This window comes from Streptomyces sp. NPDC030809 (assembly GCF_055572195.1).
Genome location: NZ_JBVIDV010000015.1, coordinates 180,267 through 200,000 on the forward strand (window position 1 = coordinate 180,267; position 19,734 = coordinate 200,000).

18 protein-coding genes and 1 pseudogene are annotated in these 19,734 nt (G+C 75.0%); 9 read left to right on the forward strand and 10 right to left on the reverse strand.

The window, feature by feature from the left end; genetic code table 11:
* Positions 1 to 135: 135 nt before the first annotated feature.
* Entirely contained in the window at positions 136 to 708 is a 573-nt protein-coding gene (locus ACZ407_RS21135) for a GNAT family N-acetyltransferase (protein WP_468130374.1), read from the reverse strand.
* A gap of 144 nt (positions 709 to 852) precedes the next feature.
* On the opposite strand from ACZ407_RS21135, the gene ACZ407_RS21140 reads away from it, so the two are divergent.
* The gene (locus tag ACZ407_RS21140) at positions 853 to 1,890 is read left to right on the forward strand and encodes an N-acetylglucosamine kinase (protein WP_468130376.1); all 1,038 of its coding nucleotides are present in this window, start codon (positions 853 to 855) and stop codon (positions 1,888 to 1,890) included.
* A gap of 60 nt (positions 1,891 to 1,950) precedes the next feature.
* Here the strand turns inward: ACZ407_RS21140 and ACZ407_RS21145 are convergent.
* Together ACZ407_RS21145 and ACZ407_RS21150 are read right to left on the reverse strand one after the other, a co-directional pair.
* A pseudogene (locus ACZ407_RS21145) lies at positions 1,951 to 2,712 on the reverse strand (collagenase); the annotation flags it as partial.
* Positions 2,713 to 3,338: 626 nt separating this feature from the next.
* Positions 3,339 to 4,553 carry an RNA-guided endonuclease InsQ/TnpB family protein gene (locus ACZ407_RS21150; protein ID WP_468130446.1) on the reverse strand — a complete coding sequence of 405 codons (1,215 nt, stop codon included), beginning with the start codon at positions 4,551 to 4,553 and terminating at the stop codon, positions 3,339 to 3,341.
* A 50-nt stretch (positions 4,554 to 4,603) separates the two neighbouring features.
* On the opposite strand from ACZ407_RS21150, the gene tnpA reads away from it, so the two are divergent.
* The 6 genes from tnpA (at position 4,604) to ACZ407_RS21180 (ending at position 9,103) form a co-directional block, all read left to right on the forward strand.
* Positions 4,604 to 5,032 carry an IS200/IS605 family transposase gene (gene tnpA, locus ACZ407_RS21155; RefSeq protein ID WP_468130378.1) on the forward strand — a complete coding sequence of 143 codons (429 nt, stop codon included), beginning with the start codon at positions 4,604 to 4,606 and terminating at the stop codon, positions 5,030 to 5,032.
* 102 nt (positions 5,033 to 5,134) lie between these two features.
* Positions 5,135 to 5,815, forward strand: a complete 681-nt coding sequence (locus ACZ407_RS21160; RefSeq protein ID WP_468130380.1) for a hypothetical protein — start codon at positions 5,135 to 5,137, stop codon at positions 5,813 to 5,815.
* A 138-nt stretch (positions 5,816 to 5,953) separates the two neighbouring features.
* Complete coding sequence (locus tag ACZ407_RS21165) at positions 5,954 to 6,283, forward strand: deoxyxylulose-5-phosphate synthase (protein WP_468130382.1); 330 nt, start codon at positions 5,954 to 5,956, stop codon at positions 6,281 to 6,283.
* A gap of 116 nt (positions 6,284 to 6,399) precedes the next feature.
* A complete protein-coding gene (locus ACZ407_RS21170; protein WP_468130384.1) occupies positions 6,400 to 7,143 on the forward strand; it encodes a hypothetical protein in 744 nt (247 codons plus the stop codon).
* 442 nt (positions 7,144 to 7,585) lie between these two features.
* Positions 7,586 to 8,323 carry a hypothetical protein gene (locus ACZ407_RS21175; RefSeq protein ID WP_468130386.1) on the forward strand — a complete coding sequence of 246 codons (738 nt, stop codon included), beginning with the start codon at positions 7,586 to 7,588 and terminating at the stop codon, positions 8,321 to 8,323.
* 126 nt (positions 8,324 to 8,449) lie between these two features.
* The gene (locus ACZ407_RS21180; RefSeq protein ID WP_468130388.1) at positions 8,450 to 9,103 is read left to right on the forward strand and encodes a hypothetical protein; all 654 of its coding nucleotides are present in this window, start codon (positions 8,450 to 8,452) and stop codon (positions 9,101 to 9,103) included.
* A gap of 139 nt (positions 9,104 to 9,242) precedes the next feature.
* Here the strand turns inward: ACZ407_RS21180 and ACZ407_RS21185 are convergent, their stop codons facing one another.
* From ACZ407_RS21185 to ACZ407_RS21200, 4 genes are all read right to left on the reverse strand, one after another.
* The gene (locus ACZ407_RS21185) at positions 9,243 to 10,235 is read right to left on the reverse strand and encodes a hypothetical protein (RefSeq protein WP_468130390.1); all 993 of its coding nucleotides are present in this window, start codon (positions 10,233 to 10,235) and stop codon (positions 9,243 to 9,245) included.
* Between the two features lie 476 nt (positions 10,236 to 10,711).
* Positions 10,712 to 12,256, reverse strand: coding sequence for an AMP-binding protein (locus tag ACZ407_RS21190; RefSeq protein WP_468130392.1), 1,545 nt, complete (start codon positions 12,254 to 12,256; stop codon positions 10,712 to 10,714).
* A gap of 207 nt (positions 12,257 to 12,463) precedes the next feature.
* A complete protein-coding gene (locus tag ACZ407_RS21195) occupies positions 12,464 to 13,348 on the reverse strand; it encodes a hypothetical protein (RefSeq protein ID WP_468130394.1) in 885 nt (294 codons plus the stop codon).
* 501 nt (positions 13,349 to 13,849) lie between these two features.
* The gene (locus ACZ407_RS21200; protein WP_468130448.1) at positions 13,850 to 15,268 is read right to left on the reverse strand and encodes a glycosyltransferase family 87 protein; all 1,419 of its coding nucleotides are present in this window, start codon (positions 15,266 to 15,268) and stop codon (positions 13,850 to 13,852) included.
* Positions 15,269 to 15,648: 380 nt separating this feature from the next.
* Here ACZ407_RS21200 and ACZ407_RS21205 point away from each other — a divergent pair, with 380 nt between their 5' ends.
* On the forward strand, positions 15,649 to 16,785 hold the full coding sequence (locus ACZ407_RS21205; protein WP_468130396.1) for a molybdopterin-dependent oxidoreductase: 1,137 nt from the start codon (positions 15,649 to 15,651) through the stop codon (positions 16,783 to 16,785).
* Entirely contained in the window at positions 16,782 to 17,231 is a 450-nt protein-coding gene (locus tag ACZ407_RS21210) for a hypothetical protein (RefSeq protein ID WP_468130398.1), read from the forward strand. The genes ACZ407_RS21205 and ACZ407_RS21210 overlap by 4 nt, the downstream gene beginning before the upstream one ends.
* A gap of 304 nt (positions 17,232 to 17,535) precedes the next feature.
* Here the strand turns inward: ACZ407_RS21210 and ACZ407_RS21215 are convergent, their stop codons facing one another.
* Genes ACZ407_RS21215 through ACZ407_RS21225 form a run of 3 tightly spaced genes read right to left on the reverse strand, consistent with a single transcriptional unit; the run spans position 17,536 to position 19,624 of the window.
* Positions 17,536 to 18,237: a class I SAM-dependent methyltransferase gene (locus ACZ407_RS21215; protein ID WP_468130400.1), complete on the reverse strand. Its 702-nt coding sequence runs from the start codon at positions 18,235 to 18,237 to the stop codon at positions 17,536 to 17,538.
* Complete coding sequence (locus ACZ407_RS21220) at positions 18,234 to 18,893, reverse strand: TIGR04282 family arsenosugar biosynthesis glycosyltransferase (protein ID WP_468130402.1); 660 nt, start codon at positions 18,891 to 18,893, stop codon at positions 18,234 to 18,236. Before ACZ407_RS21220 ends, ACZ407_RS21215 begins: the two co-directional genes overlap by 4 nt.
* Positions 18,890 to 19,624, reverse strand: coding sequence for a glycosyltransferase family 2 protein (locus ACZ407_RS21225; RefSeq protein WP_468130404.1), 735 nt, complete (start codon positions 19,622 to 19,624; stop codon positions 18,890 to 18,892). The genes ACZ407_RS21220 and ACZ407_RS21225 overlap by 4 nt, the downstream gene beginning before the upstream one ends.
* Between the last annotated feature and the right edge of the window lie 110 nt (positions 19,625 to 19,734).

The window sequence follows — 19,734 nt, forward strand, 5'->3', positions numbered from 1 at the left end:
CCCAACCCCCCCCCCCCCCCCCCCCCCCCCCCCCCCCCCCCCCCCCCCCCCCTCCCCCCCCCCCCCCCCCCCCCCCCCCCCCCCCCCCCCCCACGGTCCGGTGCGGCGGCCGGGCGACGGTGCGGCGGGCGCCGGTCAGCGCAGGTCGAGCCGCATGAGCACCCGGGGATGTCCGGCCAGCACCGAGCCGGTGTCGGCCGCGTGGGTGAATCCCGCACGCTCGAAGTTCCTGCGGATCCCCGCGTACGCCATCGTCAAGTCCACCCGGGCCTCCCCGCTGTCCAGCGGGTACGCCTCGACCACCGGGGCACCCTGGGAGCGGGCGAACTCGACCGCCCCGGCGATCAACGCGTGCGAGACGCCCTGCTTGCGATGACCGGGGCGCACGCGGATGCACCACAGGGACCACACCGGGAGCTCGTCCACGTGCGGGATGGTGCGGCTGCGGGCGAAGGACGTCTCCGAGCGCGGTGCCACGGCGGCCCATCCGACCGGCTCCCCGCCGTCATAGGCGATCACCCCCGGCGGCGGCTGACGGCGGCACAGCTCGCTGACGTACTCGCCACGGCTCGGCCCGCGGAGTTCGTTGTTGAGCTTGGACGGCAGCCGGTAGCTCAGGCACCAGCAGACGTTCGCGCCGGGGGACTTGGGGCCGATCACGGCCCGGACGTCCTCGAACACCGTTGCCGGACGCACGTCGAAGGTCATTCCCCCACGATCTCATGCCCGGGTGCCCCCCGGCCTCCCCCCGCCCCTCCCTCGCCCTGCGCCACGCCCTCGGGCCGGCGTCGGCGCGCGTACGCTCGTACCACCGGGGCGACGACGGCCACGAGCCAGGGAGGTGACCGGCGGATGACGCTGGTGCTGGGCATCGACGCGGGCGGCAGCGGGCTGCGGGCCGCGGTCGCCGCCGGGGAGGGCGGTCCGCCGCTCGCCACGGCCTCGGCCGGAGCGGGGAACATCCGCTCGGTCCCCGAACGGCTCCTGGAAGAGCGCCTCGCGCAGGCCGTCGGCGAGGTCCTGGCCGACGGCCGGGCGGCCCGAGTGCGGTGCGTCGTGGCGGGCTTCGCGGGAGCCGGCCTCCCGGGCCCGGCCGGTGACCGCGGCCGCGCCCCGGCGCGGCGCGCCCTGCACGCGGCCCTGGCACGTCACGGGGTGCACACCGGGGCCGTCCACATCATGGCCGATTCCGAGGTGGCCTTCGCCGGGGCCCCAGGGACCCCGCCGGACGGTCTGGTCCTGGTCGCCGGGACCGGTGCGGCCGCGGTCCGGATCCGCGGCCACCGCCTGTCCGCCGCCGCGGACGGCTGCGGCTGGCTCGCGGGGGACGACGGCAGCGGCTTCTGGATCGCGCGGGAGGCGGTCCGCCGCGCCCTCCGCTCCCTGGACGGCCGCGGCCCCGCCACCGCCCTCCTGCCCCGCCTTGCGGAATCCTTCGCCGCCGAACCGGAGTTCCCGGACCCGGCCCCGGACCGGGCGGACCCGGACCCGGCGGCCTCGGACCCGGCGGCCTCGGACCCGGCGGCCTCGGACCCGGCGGCCCCGGACCCCGCCGCCCTCCGCCACCTCCTCATCGACGGCGCCCGTGCCGCATCCGAACCGGCCCGGCTGGCCCGGCTCTGCCCCGTCGTGGTCGCCGCGGCCGCGGAGGGCGACCCCGTCGCGGAGGGGATCCTCGACGAGGCCGCCGACCACCTGGCAGCAACCACGGCCGCCCTCCGCCCCGGCCGGGGCGAAACCCTGGTGACGGTGGGCGGCCTGATCGGACCCGGAGGCCCGCTCCTGCCCCGCCTCACCGCCCGCCTCGCCGCCTGGGACCTGAACCCGCACCCGGTCCCCGACGGCCTGCCGGGCGCGATCGCCCTCGCCCGCTCGGCCGTCCGCGGCTAGCGGACCGTCTGGTCGCGCTCCACTTCGGCGGCGCGGGGAGGGCGCCGAGCAGGGTCAGGCGCCCGCCGCGACGGCCGTCAGCCAGGCGTTCCAGTCGCTCTCGTAGTCCAGCGAGGTGAGGTGCGCCCGTGCCGCGGCCCAGTTGCCGGTGCGGTAGTGGCCGAGCACGGTGGCCACGTCGGACGGGTGCCGCTCGGTCATGTAGCGGGCGGCGAGGTAGCCCCAGTTGTAGGTGCGGTTGACGTCGCTGTTGGCGTACGTGGTGTCGAACAGCGTGCGCAGGGAGTACGTGTGCTTGCCCGCCTCGGCCAGCGCGTTGGCGTAGGGGACGCCGCGGTAGGAGTAGGAGACGTACTCGGCGATGCCCTCGCCCCACCACACGGTGGGGGTGGACTGGCTCGCGTTGAAGTCCCCGTACAGGTCGAAGCGGCCGTCGAGGTAGTGCGTGTACTCGTGGTTGAGGTTCCATATCTGCCACCCCGGAGCCACGTCGGTGCGCTCGTAGCAGATGAACCGCGGCTGGTTGCCCGCCTTGGCGGGGTCTCCCTCCAGGTACATGCCGCCGTTGTTGGTGTCGATGCCGTAGATCTTGCCGGCGTAGGCCTTGTAGTCGGCGCTGGAGTTGAAGACGTCGACTTCCAGGGTGGTGTTGAAGTCGTTGGCGACGGGCCCGGAGTCCTGGACCACGCCGTGGAAGTAGGCGTCCTGGTTGGCCAGGCTCGCGCAGGTCGCCGCCAGCTGGGCGGCCGTCATCTCCTGGGCGCGGATCCGCAGCGACGGGCTGCACGTGTGGACGATCGGCAGGATGCGGGACTCCAGCCGCCCGCCGCCGGCGGGCGCGGCGGTCGCGCCGGGAGCGGCTTTGGCGGTGCCGTGGGCGGGGCGCTGGGCCGGGTCGGCGAACGCGTGGCCCCCGGGCCGGGGATCGGCCGGGCGGGCCGGGGCGGCCTCGGCAGGCAGGGTGGGGGAGGCCGCGAGGGCGGCCGTGAACAGGGCGGTGGCGATGGCGACAGCGCGCACGATGCACTCCTGGGGAGGGGAGTAGAGGTCCCGTCCGGGACCGGTTGCGCTGTAAAATGGCACATGTGACATGTCCTTTTCAATGGTCCGGACGGGCTCACTTCGAACTGCTGCGCGCGGTCCGTCCGTACGCCGTCCCCGCCCTGCCCGTCCAGGCCGCGCCGATGTCCTTCCGCCCGCCCGTGCGCCCTTGTCCCGTCCGTCGCCACGGGAGTTGACTGCCCGGTCGAAAGACCGACGTCGGGCAGGAAGAGACGATCATGACGAGGAACGCGACGCGGCGCACGGCTTCGGTCGCCGCGCTGCTGGCGGTGGGCGCGCTCACCGGCACGCTCACGGGGGCGGCGCAGCAGGGCGCCGAGGCCGCGACGCAGGCGCCGGACACCGCCTACGTGACTCCTCCACCCCCTAAAGGGGGTGGCTTCTCGCTACGCCGGGTGGGTGTCGCGATGGACCAGCCCGGCCCGTAGAACGTTGAGTGCCCCGACGTGGTCAGCGTGTGCCTGGTGGCCACACGAGACGCAGTGGAACTTCTCCTGTGTGGGCCGGTTCTCCGCGCTGACGTGCCCGCATTCGGGGCAGGTCCGGGAGGTGTTGCGGGGGTCCACGGCGATTACGTCTCGTCCGGCGCTTTCAGCCTTGGCGTGCAGGATCGTCAGGAACACCCCCCATCCGGCTTCCGAGATCGAACGGTTCAGGCCCGTCTTCGCGGCGGCCCCGTTGGGCAGGAAGACGCCCTTGTTCTCGGGGTCGGGCTTGGGCGCGACGGACTTGACCATGTTGCGGATCTTGAGATCCTCGTGCGCTATCAGGTCGTGGTCACGGACCAGACCGAGCGCGGTCTTGTGCGCGTGGTCGAGACGCTGACGACGCACCTTGCGATGCAGGTCGGCAACGCGCTGGACGGCCCGCTGATGATTGCCGGTCCGCTTATCGCGGCGCACCCGACCGAAGCGCGACAGCTTCTGCTGTGCGGCTTCGAGTTTGGCGGCGGCCTTCCGGGCGTGGCGGGGGTTGGCGATGTGCTCGCCGTTGGAGGTGGTGAGGAAGGAGGCGATGCCCATGTCGATGCCGACCACGGCCCCGGTCGCCGGAAGCGGTTCGGGCTGGTCCTGCTCAGCAGTCAGCACGACATACCAGCGCTTGCCCTCGCGCTTCACGCTGACGGTTTTGACCTTGCCGACCACGGGCCGGTGCTGGTTGACCTTGACGTGCCCTACGCCTTGGAGGCGGACGCGGGTGGCGGCGTCGTGCGGGGTGGAGTCCCAGCGGCAGCCGTCGCCGTCCTTGGGGAAGTCCACTGTGTCGAACCAGTTGACGCCCCGGAAGCGAGGATAGCCAGGCGTCTCGCCTGACTTGACCCGGCGGAAGAACGCGGAGAACGCCTTGTCCAACCGGCGAAGCGTCGCCTGCTGACTGGAGAACGACCAGCGGCCCTGACGCTCCGCATCGAACGCCCGGATCTCCTTGAGCTGCGCCGACTGCATCCCGTACTTGATGCCCGTCTTCGACACGTGCCGGTAGGCGTCACGGCGCTCCTGCAACGCTCCGTTGTAGAGCGAGCAGTGATCGCGCAGCATCTCGCCGAGCGCGATCGTCTGGCCCACGGTGGGCCGCATGAGGAACTTGTACGCACGGATCATCCGGCCCACCCCCTTCCCGGTCGTTGCGATCACTCTACTACGCTTGGCCTATGTCACCACGCTGGGAACCAAACCCCGATGTCCGCCGTGGACGCCACGTCGTCTACAACCTTCACGCCCACTTGGTTTTCGTCACCAAATACCGGCGCGGGGTGTTCGATGACGCCATGCTGACGCGGTGTGAAGAGATCATGCGAGAGGTGTGCGAGGACTTCGAGGCCGAGCTGATCGAGTTCAACGGCGAGGAGGACCACGTGCATCTCCTCGTCCACTACCCGCCGAAGGTCGCCCTGTCGAAGCTTGTCAACTCGCTCAAGGGCGTCAGCTCCCGGTACCTGCGGGGCGAGTACACCGGCCGGATTAATCGCATCGGCATGGGCTCGGTGTTCTGGTCCGGCTCCTACTTCGCCGGGTCCTGCGGCGGCGCACCGCTCCAGGTCGTCAAGGACTACATCGAGAACCAGAAGCGGCACGACTAACCGTCACCCCGGAGCCGCAGCGAACTCCGCCGCTTCGCGGCTCCGAGCCAAGGGTCGCATTCCCGCCCGACCTAAAGACCGGGATTCCCTGCGAAGACAGGGATGGCGTGGCGGGGCACCGGCAACGACCCGAAGATCTACTGGTCCCGGCTGGTGAACGGACGGTGGACCCTCCAGCAGGGCTTCCCGGCCACCACCGCCCGGGAGCCCGACCTCGCCTACCTCAACGGCCGGGCCTACATGGTGTGGCGCGGCTACGCCGACAACCACATCTGGTGGTCGAGGTACGACGGCCGGCGGTGGAGCACCCCGCGGCAGCTGGCCGACCGGCGCACCACCTACGCCCCGGCGGTCGGCGTGGCCAACGGCAGGCTGATCATGGCCTGGCGCGGGGCGCAGCCGGACGACCACATCTGGTGGTCCACGTTCAACGGCACCTCCTGGTCCGCCCAGCGCGTCCTCGACGACCGCCGCGCCGTCGGAGCCCCGGCCCTGGGCTCGGCCAACGGCAGGCTGATCATGGCCTGGCGAGGCACGGGGACGGACGACCACATCTGGTGGTCCACCTTCAACGGCGGCTCCTGGTCCGGCCAGATGGTCCTGGACGACCGCCGCACCGTCGCCTGGCCCACCCTGGGCAGCCACGGCCGGACCCTGGTGATGGCCTGGCGCGGCACGGGCCCCGACGACCACATCTGGTGGTCCTCGTACAGCGGATCCTCCTGGTCGGGACAGCGCGCCCTCGTCGACCGGCGGACCAGCGGATCGCCCGGGATGAGCTGACGGAACGGGCCCGCGGCCGTCCGTGACCCCCGGGGCGCACCCGTCCGTGACCCCCGGGGGGCCCGCCCGTGCCCTCCGGGGCGCGCCCGCCGGGAAATCCGCTGGCGGCCCGGGTCCGGCCGTTCCTACGCTGCACCCATGCCCCACGGTAAGACCTCGTACGTGTGCCTCCCCTGCCGCGCCTCGTACAAGCAGCCCCACGACAGGGACCGGCAGCGCCTGTGCCCGCGCTGCGCGCAACCGATGATCCACGCCGGCTCGGCCTTCGCCCCGCCCCGCCGCCGGGACACCGCGGCCTGGCGCACCCTGACGGTGCTCCTGAACGCCGGGGTGGGCTTCCACAAGAGCTGCTGCGGCGGCCCCGGCTTCCGCCCGCGCACGGTCCGCGAAGTCCGCGAACGCCTCACCTACGCCGGCCGCACCGGCACCCCCACCACAAGGGCCCTCACCATGTACGACATTCCGTGACGGCCTCCCGGCAGCCGCTCTTGCCGCCGTGCCGGGCCGTGCCGTGCCGTGCCGGCGCCCGGTCCGTTCAGCGGTCGTTCAACGGGACTTGAACACCCTGGCGTGACATGGCCGGCATGGACCTCAAAAGAACCGCGGTGGGCCTCGCGCTCTCCGCGATCGTGCTCACCGCCGCGGGCGTACCGGCGGCTTCCGGGGCCGAGAGGGCGCCGGAGGGCGGCCGCTCGCACGCGCACTCCCCCTCGCGCTCGCTCTCGCACGCGGCCCCGCGCAGCGCACCGGCCAAGCCCCGGCCCGGGCCCGGAACGCCCCGGCTCGACTCCGCGCCCCTCAAGGGGCTGCCCACGTTGCGCCAGGCCCGGGAGCGCGGGCTGATACCCGGGTCCGCCGGACCCACGGCGCCGAAGGGCGAGGCCGGGGCCCTGTCCTGGCCCGCGCCCAGCTGCCGTACGCCCCCGCAGGGCTCCTCGTACCACGACTGGCTGCCCGCCGGCGAATGCCTGACCGAGGGCACGTACATCGCCACGCACTACGGCATGTCCGGGATCGACAACCTCTGGTACGAGCTGTGGGTCTACAAGGGCGACCTCATCCTCTACGCACACCGCGCCCTCGGCGGCTACGAGGTGCTGTGGCACACCGGCACCGGCGGGTGGGGGGTGTCGGCCTGGATGCAGTACGACGGCAACTTCGTGATCTACGACCAGAACGGCAACCCCATGTGGAGCCTCGGCACCCACAACTGCGGCGATCAGGGCGCCTGGCTGCGGGTCCAGCGCGACGCCAACGTCGTCCTCTACACCCGCGACTGGACCCCGATCTGGGCCCGGTTCGACGGCCCCTCCTCCCGCCCCTGCTGACGAAGGCCTGCATCCCATGACGCTGAACAGAGGAAAAATCCTGACCGCGGTGGTCTGCGCCGCCGTCCTCGGCTGCGGCCCCCTGGCGACCGGAGCCCTCGCGCAGACGGCTCCGGAGGCCGGCAGCCACGCCACGGCCGGCGGCACCCCGTCCCGCCCTCCGGCCCCTGCTCAGGGACCGGAGGGCGGCGTGCGTCCCGGCGGCCGAGGCGGCGCGTGCGGCCACGGAGGGGCTGCCGCCCCCCGCCGGGCGCACCCTGGACAATGGGGAGGGACCCGCGGAAGGCACTCGCACGGGCCCGGACTGCGCGACCAGGGATCAGAGGTCACGGATCCCGCGGATCAGGGATCCCGGGGAGCGCAGACGGGCCGTCGGGCGTTGGAGCGGGAGAGGGCGGTCGGGAGCACCGCACCACGCAGGCGATCGCGATGAGGGGGCACGGTGAGTACGGCCGACGAGGGACGGCAGTGGCCGGACGAGGTCAGCGTCGACAACACGAGGACGACGCTGCTGATGCTCCTCGCACGCGCGGGCATCACCCCCGCCGAAGCCCGCGAACTGATCGGGCTCATGGAAGCGGGCACCCTCGCCCTGGCGCACGAGGAGCTGAGCACCGGGATCCGGCAGCCGCCGGGGGACAAGGGCGAGGCGTACGAGTCGGGCTGGCTGGACGGCGCCGCACACCTCGCGGAGGAGCTCGGCACCGTCGTCGAGCAGACCCTGGTACGGGCCATCGGGGCGGACGGGCGGCACGCGGAAGGCGGCGCCGAGGGGCGCCCGCGGGCCGGGCGGATCGAGGTGGAGCGGGTCAACGTGGCCGTCACCCCGCTGTACCAGTCGCTCACCGAGGTCTCCGACCTGGACCCGGAGGTGACCGAGGAGGTGCTCGGCGCCGTCCTCGCCACCATGACCCTGCGCCGGCGCGCCGCGTACCCGGGGCAGCTGACCCAGTTCACCGCGGCCCACCGGGCGCGGCTGGAGCGGCTGTTCGGCACGTACGGCCCGGGCAGCACCGCCACCCTGCACGGCCGCTACTCCCTCCTGCACTCCGCCACCAGCATCGCCGTCCTGGAACGCCTCGCCCACGCCCCCGAGGCACTGCACGAGGAATGGGACGCCGCGGAACTGCCCCCGGCCTGGCTGGACGGCCTGACGTCCACCTGGGACGCCTCGGCCTGACGGCCGCGGGTCGCCGTCCCGCCCGGCCCCGGCGGCCGGTCAGGACCACTCGCACCAGCGGAAGTTCCGCATGATGGCACGGAGCACCCCTGTGCATCGGATCACCAGGGGCTGCCGAGGAGGCACATGGGCAGGCAGGAGATGCGGCGGAAGGTGTTCGCGCCGTTGCGGCGGGCGGGGCTGGAGGTGCTGGACGGGGGTGTGCCGGAGGGGGCACTGCCCGTCTTCGCCGCCTCGGTGACGACGGCCTGCGGCAAGGAGACGGGCCGGCGGGACGCGTACGTCGACTTCGACGACTTCGACGTGCGCGACGAGCGGGGTCTCGTCGAGCGGGCGAACCGGGACTGGTACGAGCTGGCCGCCTCCGCCGGGCTGTTCGACGCCCACCGCGAGTTCCTGCTCGCCCTGCCCGCCCGGCGCTACCAGCCGCGCCTGGACCTGGAGCGGCGGTACGTCTGGCGCCGGGTCCGCCTGCTCGACGGCTGGGACCTCGTGGGCGCGGCCTGCGCGATCCGCTGGGGCAGGAGCGTGCTCGGACACGACGAGTTCCTGCTCGGCTCGGGTGCCGGACGGCCGGAGTTCTGCATGCTCTCGCTCGACAGCGGCGTCGCCGTGCTCGGGACGACCTGGCAGCACGGCATCGGCTCCCTGGCGGTGCCCGACCCGGGCAGCACCGCGCCCGTACGCAGCATCCTCGACTGGGCGGCGCACGAGGCCGACGCGTCACCGGAGAAGCGGGCGGCCGCCCTCGCGTGGCTGCACGGCAGGGGCGGGGCGTGACCGGGCGGTCGTGACCGGGTGGGGGGTGACCGGGCGGTCCTGACCGGGTGGCGGTGAGCTGCCCGGCAGCCCCCGGCCCCCGGCCCCCGGCCTTCCCCTCCCACGTGCATCGCGGGTTCAGCCGTGAGCCGTGAGCCGGTCAGCCGGTCAGGTGTTCAAGGGCCTCCGACCCCGCGATCAGCGCATCGAGTTCCGCGCGCAGCCGGCCCAGTTCGGCCGGGGTCGGGTCGGCCGGTTCGTGGGGGACCCGGGCGGCGGGGTTCACCACGGGGGCGGCGCCCTGCGGGCCGGGTGCGGCCGCCGCGAGGGCGAGGAGGGCGCCGGTGTCGGGCGGCGGGGTGCCGAGGCCCTCGGCGAGCCGCCGCAGTGCGGTCGTGAGGGCGGGCCGGGGGAAGGGGAAGTCGGCGGGCAGCAGGCCCGCCTGGTGGGTGTGGTCGTCGCCGCGGAAGTCCAGGACCCAGTCCTCCCAGCCCGGCAGCGGTCCGCTGCGGATGCCGGGCACCGTCTCCACCGCCCACACGGAGACGGTGCGCGTCTGCGGGTCGAAGTGGATGCCGCCGTACGGCATGGCGGTGGGCGCGGGGGTGGCCGGCGAGGCCTGGAGCAGGGCGATGAGCCCGGGGCCTTCGGCGATGTGCGCCATGGCCTCCAGCCCGCTGCCCCAGGCCCGGACGCTTCCGTCGGGCAGGCGCAGGGAGAGCACGCACCAGGGCTCGTCGTCCTGGACTTCCGCGGACCAGAACGGCTCGGAGGTCTCGAACCAGCCCGGTGCACGGGTCAGGTCCCTGCCGAGGCCCAGGTGGTGGGTCAGGTCGCCCATGCCGTCGTGGGCGAAGCGGACCTCCCAGCCGGGCCAGGTCCGGGCCAGTACGGCGCGGGCGGCGCGGTGGTCGGTCCAGCTGTCCGCGTACGCGAACCAGAGCAGGACCCGCCGGTCGTGGTCGACGAGCGCGGCGCCCTCGCACCACACGTCGTCGAGCCACTCCCCGGTCTCCCGGTGGGCGCGGAAGCAGCGGGTCGCCGCGGCCGGGCCCGGCAGGAGGTCGCGGACCACCCGGTTGGCGCCCCAGTGCGAGGAGTACCGCTGCCAGGCGCCGTTCTCGACCACTGCGTACTGCGCTCGTTCTCCCATGACCGGCGAGGCCAGGCCGTGTCTTCCGGATCTTGCCTGACCCGCGACGCCTGGCACCGCGCCTCGCGGCACTGCGCTCGCTCCGCTCGCTTCGTCTCGGCTCTTCTTGAAGGCCCTTGGATGCCGAGCTGTCGGGCAGACCAAGTACGTCCGGTACGGCGGTCTGCCCTCCGCCTTGCGATGCGCGGCACCAGACGCCGCGGGCTTGACCGGCAATATCCGAAAGACACGACCTAGCGCCGGCGGCCGACGCCGGACGAACGCTTTTCCGGCGGTCTGCAGGCGTACGAGCGCGGCCTGCTCCGTCCCCAGGGCTGAGCCGCACCCTGAAGCGCCGGGCCGGGCGGGCGGCCGCAGCCACGTCACCGCCCCACCGCCCCACCGCCGGACCCCTGACCCTCGCCGACCCGCGCCTGCTGTCCCGCGTGCTCGTCGGCCCCCGGGGGACCTGGGCCCGGCAACCGGCTTGCGGCCCGTCAGGCCCGGGCTTCCGCCGCCAGCAGCTGCGTGTCCGGCTTGCCGGCCGCGGTCAAGGGCAGTTCGTCCACCAGGCGCAGGGCCTCGGGCGCGTACAGCGGCCCCATGTGGTCGGTGACGAAGTCCCGGATCTCCTTGAGGGCGGGCCGGTGGCCGGGGGCGGGGACCACGGCGGCGCAGACGTGCTCGGTCTCGTCGGCGTCCCGGACCCCGTAGACGGCGCACTGGGCGACGGCCGGGTGCGCCAGGAGGAGTTCTTCCACTTCGGTGGGGTGGACGTGGCCGCCCACGACGACGATCACGTTCCTGCGGCGCCCCACGACGAACAGGTAGCCGTTCTCGTCGAGGTAGCCGAGGTCGCCGGTGTGCAGCCAGCCGTCGCGCAGGACCTCGGCGGTGAGCCGGGGCTGCTTCCAGTAGCCCGACATGACGATGCGGGAGCGCACCTGGATCTCGCCCGTCCGGCCCGGGGGCAGGGTGGTGCCCGCTTCGTCGCGGATGGCGACCTCGACCCCCGGCAGCGGCCGGCCGACGGTCACGCGGCCGCCGTGCCCGGTGATCGCGTGCTCGTGCGGGGCGGCCTCGGAGATCGCGGGGGCCTCGCTCTGCGCGTACCAGCCGTAGAGGACCGGTCCGAAGGCCGCCTCGGCCTGCCGCAGCCGGAGGGCCGAGGCGGGCGAGCCGCCGTACGTGATGCGGGCCAGGCTCGACACGTCGGTCGTGGGCAGGGCCGGGTGGTCCAGGAGCCGGTGCAGCAGGGGCGGCAGGACCCAGAGGTGGGTGATGCGCTCGCGCGCGATCGCCGCGAGCACCGCGCCCGGGTCGAACGCGAGCTGCAGGACCACGGAACCGCCCTGCATCAGGGTCTTGTCCGTGAGGAAGCCGGCGAGGCGGGAGAGCGGGGTGCAGGCGAGATAGCGCGGCGGGTCGCCCGCATCCGCGACGGGGACGCCCACCCCGCGGGCGTACGGGCCGTGCGTGGAGCGGATGGCCTTGGGGATGCCGGTCGTTCCGCCGGTGTGCTGGATGGCGAGGTCGTCCTCCGGCCCGGCCGGGGACGCGAAGGGCTCGGGGGCGCGTCGCGCGGCGGCGGCGAGCACGTCCTCCCCGAACGGGCCGGGACCCAGGCCGAGTACGGCCGGTTCCCAGGGCAGCGGCAGGAGCTGCCCGGCCGCCCGGTGCCGGGTGGCGTCGACGAGCACCAGCCGAGTCTCGGTGCTCTCCGCGATGCGGGCGAGCACGGAAGGAGCCATGCCCTCGTGCAGGTGCACGACGCGGGCCCCGGCGAGGTGCGCCGCGTACCGGGCCGTCAGCGCCTCCGGCGTGTTCCCGGCGAGCAGGGCCACGGTCGTGCCGCGGCCGAAGCCCCGTCCGGCCAGTTCCCCCGCCAGCCGCCAGGTGTCGTCGCGCAGCTCGCCCGCCGTGACCGCGCGGCCGTCGGCGCCGGTGACGACGACCCTGCCGGGTGTGGCGGACAGCCTGTCGAGAAGGGCGGCGGCGTAGCTGGTGAACGCCGGCTCGGCCGGAGCGGAGCTCCCTGTCATACCCATGCACTCCTTCGCAACGAGAAGGCGGTGGACGCTGACGCGCGGGTGGCGGCACGGCACCACCCCGGTCGGCGTACGGCCCGGGGAGGGGCCAACATAGCGATCCCCACGCCCCCGACAGAAGACCGCCCGCCCGCCGCAACCCCCGGGGGCGCAGACCCGGCCCGGGCTTCTCCCGCGCGTCCGTCCTTCCCGGCCCCGGCGCTACTGGCCGGGCAGCTGCGGCAGCGTGCCCGGGGTGAGGCCGATCCACACGGCGTCGCTCTCCCGGATGATGTACATCGGGTCGCGCTCCGCGTTCCAGCCGAGGGGTACGACGTAGTACCGCCCCTCCCGCTCCAGGAGCAGCCGCAGACCGGTGTAGCGGTAGCGGTGACGCAGCCCGGCCGACAGGACCTCCCGCCTGACCGCCCCCGTGGGGAGGGAGAGCGGATAGCTGCTGAGGACCATCACCCCGGTCCATGCGGTGACGTGGCGGGCGCGGGACCGGGCGTCCCGTTGGGCCGTCTGAACGGTGACCTGCGTGAGCGTCCAGAAGAGGAAGAGCCCGGCGGCGAAGATCGGGAGCGCCTTGCGCCGCAGCCCTTTCGGCCGCCGGCCCCGGGAGTCGCGGCACTGGCCCATCAGCAGCCCCACGGCGATCAGGACGGGAGCGGTCCAGCCGTACGGCCTGATCTCGTTCCACAGGGCGAGCAGCACCACACCGATGACCCCCACGGGCACGGAGAGGCGAGCTGCCGCGGCTTCGGCCCTGGCGGCCGCTGTCGGGTGCTCGGCGTCCCGGTCCGTCCGGGGCCGGGTCCGGGCCCAGGGGGCCGACACGAGGAGTACGGCCAGCCCGGCCGCCACCAGGACCTCGAGCTTCAGCAGGCGCAGGCTCTGGGTCACCAGCTCGCTGAAGCTCAGATCGAGGGTGCCGAGCGAGATGTGGAAGTACGCGTAGAACGAGCTCATGTACATCGCCCCCAGGTAGAACAGGAGCGCTGCGATGAAAGTCCCTTGCGCGACGACCGCCCCGAGGAGCGCGGTGGGGCGGTACGGATCGGCCTCCCGCTCCTCGGACGGGTCGTCCGGGGGCGGCTGGCTCACGTGCCGTCAGGACTGGGCGGCACCGGAGAGGTGTCGGGTTCCGGCGGCTGGGGTGGCGCCTGGGTGAAGGTCGGGGCGGAGGTCGGGTCCCCGTCCCCGTCCCCGTCTCCGGAATCCGTTGGGGGTGGCGGCGGAGGCGGAACGTACGGCTCCTCGGTATCCGCCGTCTGCGGGTCCGGCTGCCGGGCCGTCGGCCGACCGGACACCGTGTCGGGCGGCGAGGGGAGGTCCGCAGGACCGTCCTTGTCGGGGTCGCACCCGGAGATCAGGACGACACTGCACGCGCTCAGCACCGCCAGCACGGCGACCCGGATCCAGCGACCGGTCTTTTCCCGCATCCGACCTCCCTGATCGTCTGCGAGCGTAGGGGCCGGCGCCGCATGCCGCCCGCCCCACGCGTGACCGCCCCGGCGCACCGCTCGATCGGACGACGGGGCCGAGCTGCGGCGGGGCCGTTCAGCGCAGCGGGAAGCACCGTGCGTCCGGCCGGGCAACGGGCCGTCACGCCGGGGGCTGCTCCAAGGAAGGGGGCAGGTCCCGGGGCCGTCGGGCGGCTCGTGCCGTGCGGAGGCGAGCGCCGTGGAGGACGGCCGCGGCCGCGAGCGCGTACATCGCCGTCCCGGCACCGGGGACCGCGCGGGCGGTGACGTAGGCGGCGGCGCCCGCGAGGGCGACTCCCAGCCATTCCCACCGGCCGTCCAGCGCGACGAGGGCGACGAGGAGCAGGGCGTACCAGGAGTAGCCGGGCGTCGTCAGGAGGAACGCCGTGCCCGTCACGAGGAGGGCGCCGCTCCAGGGGCGGCGCCGGTCGCCCCGGAGGATGACGTACAGGCTCACCGCGGCCATGCCGGCGAGCACCCCCGGCAGGGCCCACGCGTCGGGCAGGACCAGGCGCAGCAGGGCGTAGCGGTTGCCGGCGGACGCGTCCTCGTACCCCTCTTCCTCGGCGTAGCCTCCCAGGTAGCCGAGCACGGAGGAGTGCGAGAGCAGTACGTACGGGAGGTAGAGCGCGGTGAGCACGGCCGCGGCGGGCAGGACCGTCGCGGCGGCCTCGCGGGGCCGGCGTACGCCGGACAGGGCGCCGGGGAGCAGGACGGCGGGCAGGAGTTTGGCTGCCGTGGCCAGGCCCAGCAGGGCGCCGCCGACCGCCCGGTGCCGGACCGTCAGGCCCAGCGCCGCGACGGAGAGCAGCACCGCCAGGACATCGGCATGGGCGTTGTTGACGGCCTCGACCGGGACGGCGGGGCACCAGGCCCAGTACGCGGCGGTGCGCGGGTCGCCGCGGCGGCGCAGGATGCGCAGCAGCACCAGGGTGGTGCCGACGGCCAGCAGCGCCCCGCCCGTCTGCAGGGCCTTGTGGCGCACGCCGTCCGGGGAGAGGGCGTGCACGAGGAGGAAGTAGAGCTCGCCGACCGGTGGGTAGATGGTGTGGACCCGGGGCCGGTTGATGCGGCTGCACACCCCGTCGGCCCCGGGCACCGTGGAGAGCTCCGGCCGGCCGCAGGCCGCCCCGGTGGGGAACAGCCAGGAGTCGCGCAGCGGCACGAGCGCGGGGTCGGCGGGGGCGTGGTCGTACGGGGAGATGCCCGCGGCCTGGACCCGGCCGTCCCAGGCGTAGCGGTACGAGTCGGTGCTCGTGCGCGGCGGGGCGGCCAGGCCGGTCGCGGCCACGGCGATCCCGCCCGCCAGGACGAGGACCGCGGCGTGCCGGGCGGGCGCCTTGCGCAGGGTCCACGCCGCGGCCGCGAACAGGGCCCAGGCGGCGGCGTACCACCAGGACAGGCCTGCCGGGTCGGTGAAGTAGCCGTCCTTCCGGACGGTGTGGACGAGCACGGCGCCGAGGGCGGCCAGGAGGGCGGCGGTGATTGCGGTGGGCAGCAGGGTTTTGGCCACGGGGGTGCGGGGGGCGGCGGACGGCAGGTGGGTCACGGGCCCACCCTGGCAGCGGGCCGGGCCGTGCGGGTTCCGGCACGGCACGCCGTCCGTGTTTCGTAAGGTGTCGGACCGGGCCGCGGGGGCGGCGGGCGCGGTTGCATGGGGGCATGGGATCGCGAAACGGCCGGCGCCCGAACCGGCCTCCCTCGTCCGCACTGTCCGCACGGTCCGCACTGTCCGCGCTGTCCGCACTGTCCGCGCTGTCCGCACGGTCCGCGCTGTCCGACCGGCTTTCACCGCCCGAACGGCTTTCACTGTCCGCACGGTCTGCGCGGTCCACCTGGTCCGCATGGTCTGCACTGCGGCTGCCTCGTGTCCGCCCGCGCCTGCGCGTGCCCGGCCTCCGCGCACGCCCGCGCCTGCGCGTGCCCGCCGTCCGCCCGCCGGACTTCTCCGGCCGGCTGCACGACCCGCGGACGGCGACGGCGATCGGCCGGTGGCTGGGTGCCGCGCTCGCCGTGTGCTTCCTGACCGGGCTGGTCAGCCACTACCTCCAGCAGCCGCCGGACTGGCTGGCCGGCCACCTGCCAGCCCGGCCCGTGTGGGGGTACCGGCTGACGCAGGGCCTGCACGTCGGCGTGGGTCTCGCGGCGCTCGTGCTGCTGGCGGCCAAGCTGTGGGCGGTCTACCCGCGGCTGTTCGTGTGGCCGCCGGTCCGGTCGGTGCTGCACGGCCTGGAACGGCTGTCGGTGGCCGTGCTGGTGGCCTCGGGCGTCTTCGAGGTGCTGACCGGGCTGCTGAACATCGCGGAGTGGTACCCGTGGCCGTTCTCCTTCGTGCCCGTCCACTACGGAGTCGCCTGGGTCGTGGCTGGTTCGGTCCTCCTGCACCTCGCCGTCAAGGCCCCGCAGATCAGGGCCCATTGGACCCGGGGTTCGGCCGGCACGCTCGCCCTGCCGGACGAGGAGCGGGACGGCCCGGACCGGCGGTCCCTGCTGCTGGGCGTGGGCGCGGCCGTCGGTGCGGTCACGGTGACGACGGCCGGGCAGGCGTTCACCCCGCTCGCCGCCCTCGACCTGCTGGCGCCCCGCCACCCCTGGGTCGGTCCGCAGGGCCTGCCCGTCAACCGGACGGCGGCGGCCGCGGGGGTGACGGCCGCCGCCGTACGCGGCTGGCACCTGGAGGTGCGCGGGCCGCGCCCGTACCGGCTGTCCCTCGCCGACCTGGGCGCACTGCCCCAGACCCGGGTACGGCTGCCGATCGCGTGCGTGGAGGGCTGGAGCAAGGACGCCCGCTGGAGCGGGGTGCGGATCCGGGACCTCGTGGAGCGGGCGGGGGCGCCGCCGGGCTCCGCGCTGCGGGTGGTGTCGCTCGAAGTGCGGGGCGCCTACCGGGTGATGGAGATGGGCCGGGAGTACGCGGAGGACCCGCTGACCCTGCTGGCGCTGCGGCTGAACGGCGAGGTGCTGTCGGCAGACCACGGGTACCCGGCCCGCATCATCGCGCCCAACCGGCCCGGAGTGCTCCAGACCAAGTGGGTCACCCGGCTGGAGGTGCTGTGAGGTCCGCGAACCTGCTCCGGTACGCGCTCGGTGCGCTGGGCCTGCTGCTCGTCGGGATCGGCGGCCGCCAACTCGCGGAGCTGCCGGACCCGTACGGGGTCCTGGTGTGGCTCGGAGGGGCGCTGGTCCTGCACGACGGGCTGCTCGCGCCGCTGGTGCTGGGCGTCGGATCCCTCGTCGCGGCCGTGCCGCAGCGGGGCCTGGTGCGCGGCGCACTCGTCACGGCCGGGGCGCTGGTCCTGGTCACCCTGCCCCTGCTGCTGCGCCCGGGCGCAACCCCCAACCCGTCCGCCCTGCCCCTGCCGTACGCGCGCAACCTGGCCCTCGTCCTGGCCGCGGTGGCCCTCACCACCGCGGCCCGTGCCGCCCTGACCCACCACCGCAACCGCGGCCCCCGCCGCGCCCGTGACACCCCGGCGGAGCCGGGACCCGAGCCCCGGCCGTAGCCGGCGGCACCGGCCCCGGCCGGCCACGGTCCGGTCCGACTGGGCGGCCCCTTACGTGACGCGAGGGCAACTGGCCGCCCTCCCTGGGGCGTTCAGCGAGCCGTACCGGCCGGTCGGGGGCGTACGGCCCGCGTCCGCGTGCACGTCCCCGTCCACGCCCCAACGCTGCCGTCGGTGCCGCGGGTGCCCGCCCCGTACGGTCGGCGCCCGGCGGAAAGGGGACGGGCGGAAACGGGACGTGTGGAAAGGGGACGGGCGCGCCCCGGAGGGGTGGGAGCGTACGCCCGCAGGAGGGCGGCGGCGGTCACGGGGCGCCCGGGGGCCGCGGGCCCGGAGCGAGTTCGGTGAAGTGGCGGCCGGATGCGGTCCACGTGGCGGTGGGGGTCCAGCCTGCGGTGTGCGCGTGCCGCAGCAGGGCATCCGGGCCGACGCGGGCCCAGGGGAAGGGGGCGCCGAGGCCGCCGCGCCCGTCGGCCAGGCGGACCTCGCAGCGTTCGTCCACCTCGGCCCCGGCCGCCTCCGCGATCAGCCGCCCGCCGGGGGCGAGGATCCTCGCGGTCCGCGACAGCAGGGCCACCGGGTCGCCGCCGATGCCGATGTTGCCGTCCACGAGCAGGGCCGTGGTCCAGCGCCGCTCGCCCGGCAGGGGGTCGAAGACGGACCGGCACAGCGCCGTGCCCCCGCGGCGCACGGTCCACGTCACCGCGGCCGGGCTGACGTCCACGCCGAGGGCCCGCCGACCGCGCTCGGCCAGGGCCGCCACCAGCCGGCCCGGACCGCAGCCGATGTCCAGCACCGCCCCGCCGCACCGGGCGAGGACGCTCTCGTCGGCGGTGTCCGGTGCGGCGCACCAGCGTTCGACCTCCAGCGGGAGCAGCCAGCCGTCGTCCCGGCGCAGGAAGAGCGGACCGCGCCCGGCCCGGAGCGCCCGCGCGTACGGGTCGTCCCGCCAGGGCCTGCCCGGTGCCGCGGCGGACCGGCCGGGCGCGGCGGCCGGGGCCGTCACGGGCCCGCCGGGGGCTGGTTCCCGGCCCGGCAGGCCGTCCGGACGCCGCCGGTCAGGCGCCCGTACACCTCGGCGAACCGGCCGCCCGGAGCCCCGGCCGCCACGTCGGCCGCGTCGGCGGCGGTGTCCACGTCACGCAGGCGCGGCAGGAGTCCGGTGCGCAGCCCGGCCGCGCGCAGCCGCTCGTACTGCACCGCTCCGGTCTCGGGTACGGACATGGGCACGCCGAGCAGCAGCGCAGGGTCGGGGGCCGCCAGGCCCAGGGCCCAGAAGCCGCCGTCCGCCGCCGGGCCGAACCAGGCGTCGTGCTGTCCGAACTCCAGCGCGGGGCCGAGGAGTTCCGGGGTGACCTGCGGGGTGTCCATGCCGATGAGGAGGGCCGGTCCGGGGCAGCCGGAGAAGGCGGCGGCGAGCCGTTCGTCCAGGCCCCCGCCGCCCTGGGGCACGACCTCGAAGCCCGGCGGCAGCCACCGCCCCGGTTCCCCGTCCAGGACCAGGACGTGCCGGTCCGCGGGCGTGGCGGCCACCGCCGCGAGGGTGTCGGCGAGCGCGGCCTCGGCCAGGTCCGCGGCCTCCTCGGCGGAGAACGGCGGCGTGAGCCGGGTCTTCACCCGCCCGGGCAGGGGCTGCTTGGCGATCACGAGCAGGCTGGTCACCGCCCACCCCCCGGCCGGTCCGAACCGGCGCGCCCGGCCGCCGCGGCGTACGGAGGGTGGGGGGCTTCGGCGAGCACCGCGCGCATGTCGCGCACCGCCTGCCACGTGCCCTTCCAGGTGCCGGTGACCTTGGACGTGCCGGCGCGGGGCAGGTAGGGCACGTCCTCCTCGCGGATCCGCCAGCCCGCGTCGGCGGCCCGTACGACCATCTGGAGCGGGTATCCGGACCGCCGGTCGGTCAGGCCCAGGGCGAGGAGGTCCGCGCGGCGTGCCGCGCGCAGCGGCCCGAGGTCGTGCAGCCGCAGCCCGGTGCGGCGGCGCAGCATGCGGGCCAGCGCGTGGTTCCCGGCCCGGGCGTGCACCGGCCAGGCGCCGCGGCCGCGGGGCCGGCGGCGGCCGAGCACGAGGTCCGCCTCGCCCGCGGCCACCGCCCGGACGAAGCCCGCCAGCAGGCCGGGGTCGAGGGAGGCGTCGCAGTCGCAGAAGCAGACGAACTCGGCGTCGGACGCCAGCAGTCCGGCGTGGCAGGCCGCGCCGAAGCCGCGCCGGGACTCGGGCACGACGGTGGCGCCCAGGGCCCGGGCGATCGCGGCGGACCCGTCGGTGGACCCGTTGTCCACGACCAGGGCCCGCCAGCCGGCGGGGATGCGGGCGAGGACCCAGGGCAGCGCCTCGGCCTCGTTCAGACAGGGAAGGACCACGTCCACGGTGTCATCGGTCACAGCTGCCACCGTAGGAATTCCCGGCGCCGATGGGGGAAACCGACTCCTTACGAAACCCGGACGCCTGCCGCACGGGCCGCCGGGACGCAGACGGCGCGGGCCGTCCGGTGCGAGGCTTG

Bases quoted from the DNA above. Each gene is read 5' to 3' on its own strand.
- ACZ407_RS21135 (WP_468130374.1), bottom strand. From the start codon at position 708: ATGACCTTCGACGTGCGTCCGGCAACGGTGTTCGAGGACGTCCGGGCC.
- ACZ407_RS21140 (WP_468130376.1), top strand. From the start codon at position 853: ATGACGCTGGTGCTGGGCATCGACGCGGGCGGCAGCGGGCTGCGGGCC.
- ACZ407_RS21150 (WP_468130446.1), bottom strand. From the start codon at position 4,553: ATGATCCGTGCGTACAAGTTCCTCATGCGGCCCACCGTGGGCCAGACG.
- tnpA (WP_468130378.1), top strand. From the start codon at position 4,604: ATGTCACCACGCTGGGAACCAAACCCCGATGTCCGCCGTGGACGCCAC.
- ACZ407_RS21160 (WP_468130380.1), top strand. From the start codon at position 5,135: ATGGCGTGGCGGGGCACCGGCAACGACCCGAAGATCTACTGGTCCCGG.
- ACZ407_RS21165 (WP_468130382.1), top strand. From the start codon at position 5,954: ATGCCCCACGGTAAGACCTCGTACGTGTGCCTCCCCTGCCGCGCCTCG.
- ACZ407_RS21170 (WP_468130384.1), top strand. From the start codon at position 6,400: ATGGACCTCAAAAGAACCGCGGTGGGCCTCGCGCTCTCCGCGATCGTG.
- ACZ407_RS21180 (WP_468130388.1), top strand. From the start codon at position 8,450: ATGGGCAGGCAGGAGATGCGGCGGAAGGTGTTCGCGCCGTTGCGGCGG.
- ACZ407_RS21185 (WP_468130390.1), bottom strand. From the start codon at position 10,235: ATGGGAGAACGAGCGCAGTACGCAGTGGTCGAGAACGGCGCCTGGCAG.
- ACZ407_RS21190 (WP_468130392.1), bottom strand. From the start codon at position 12,256: ATGACAGGGAGCTCCGCTCCGGCCGAGCCGGCGTTCACCAGCTACGCC.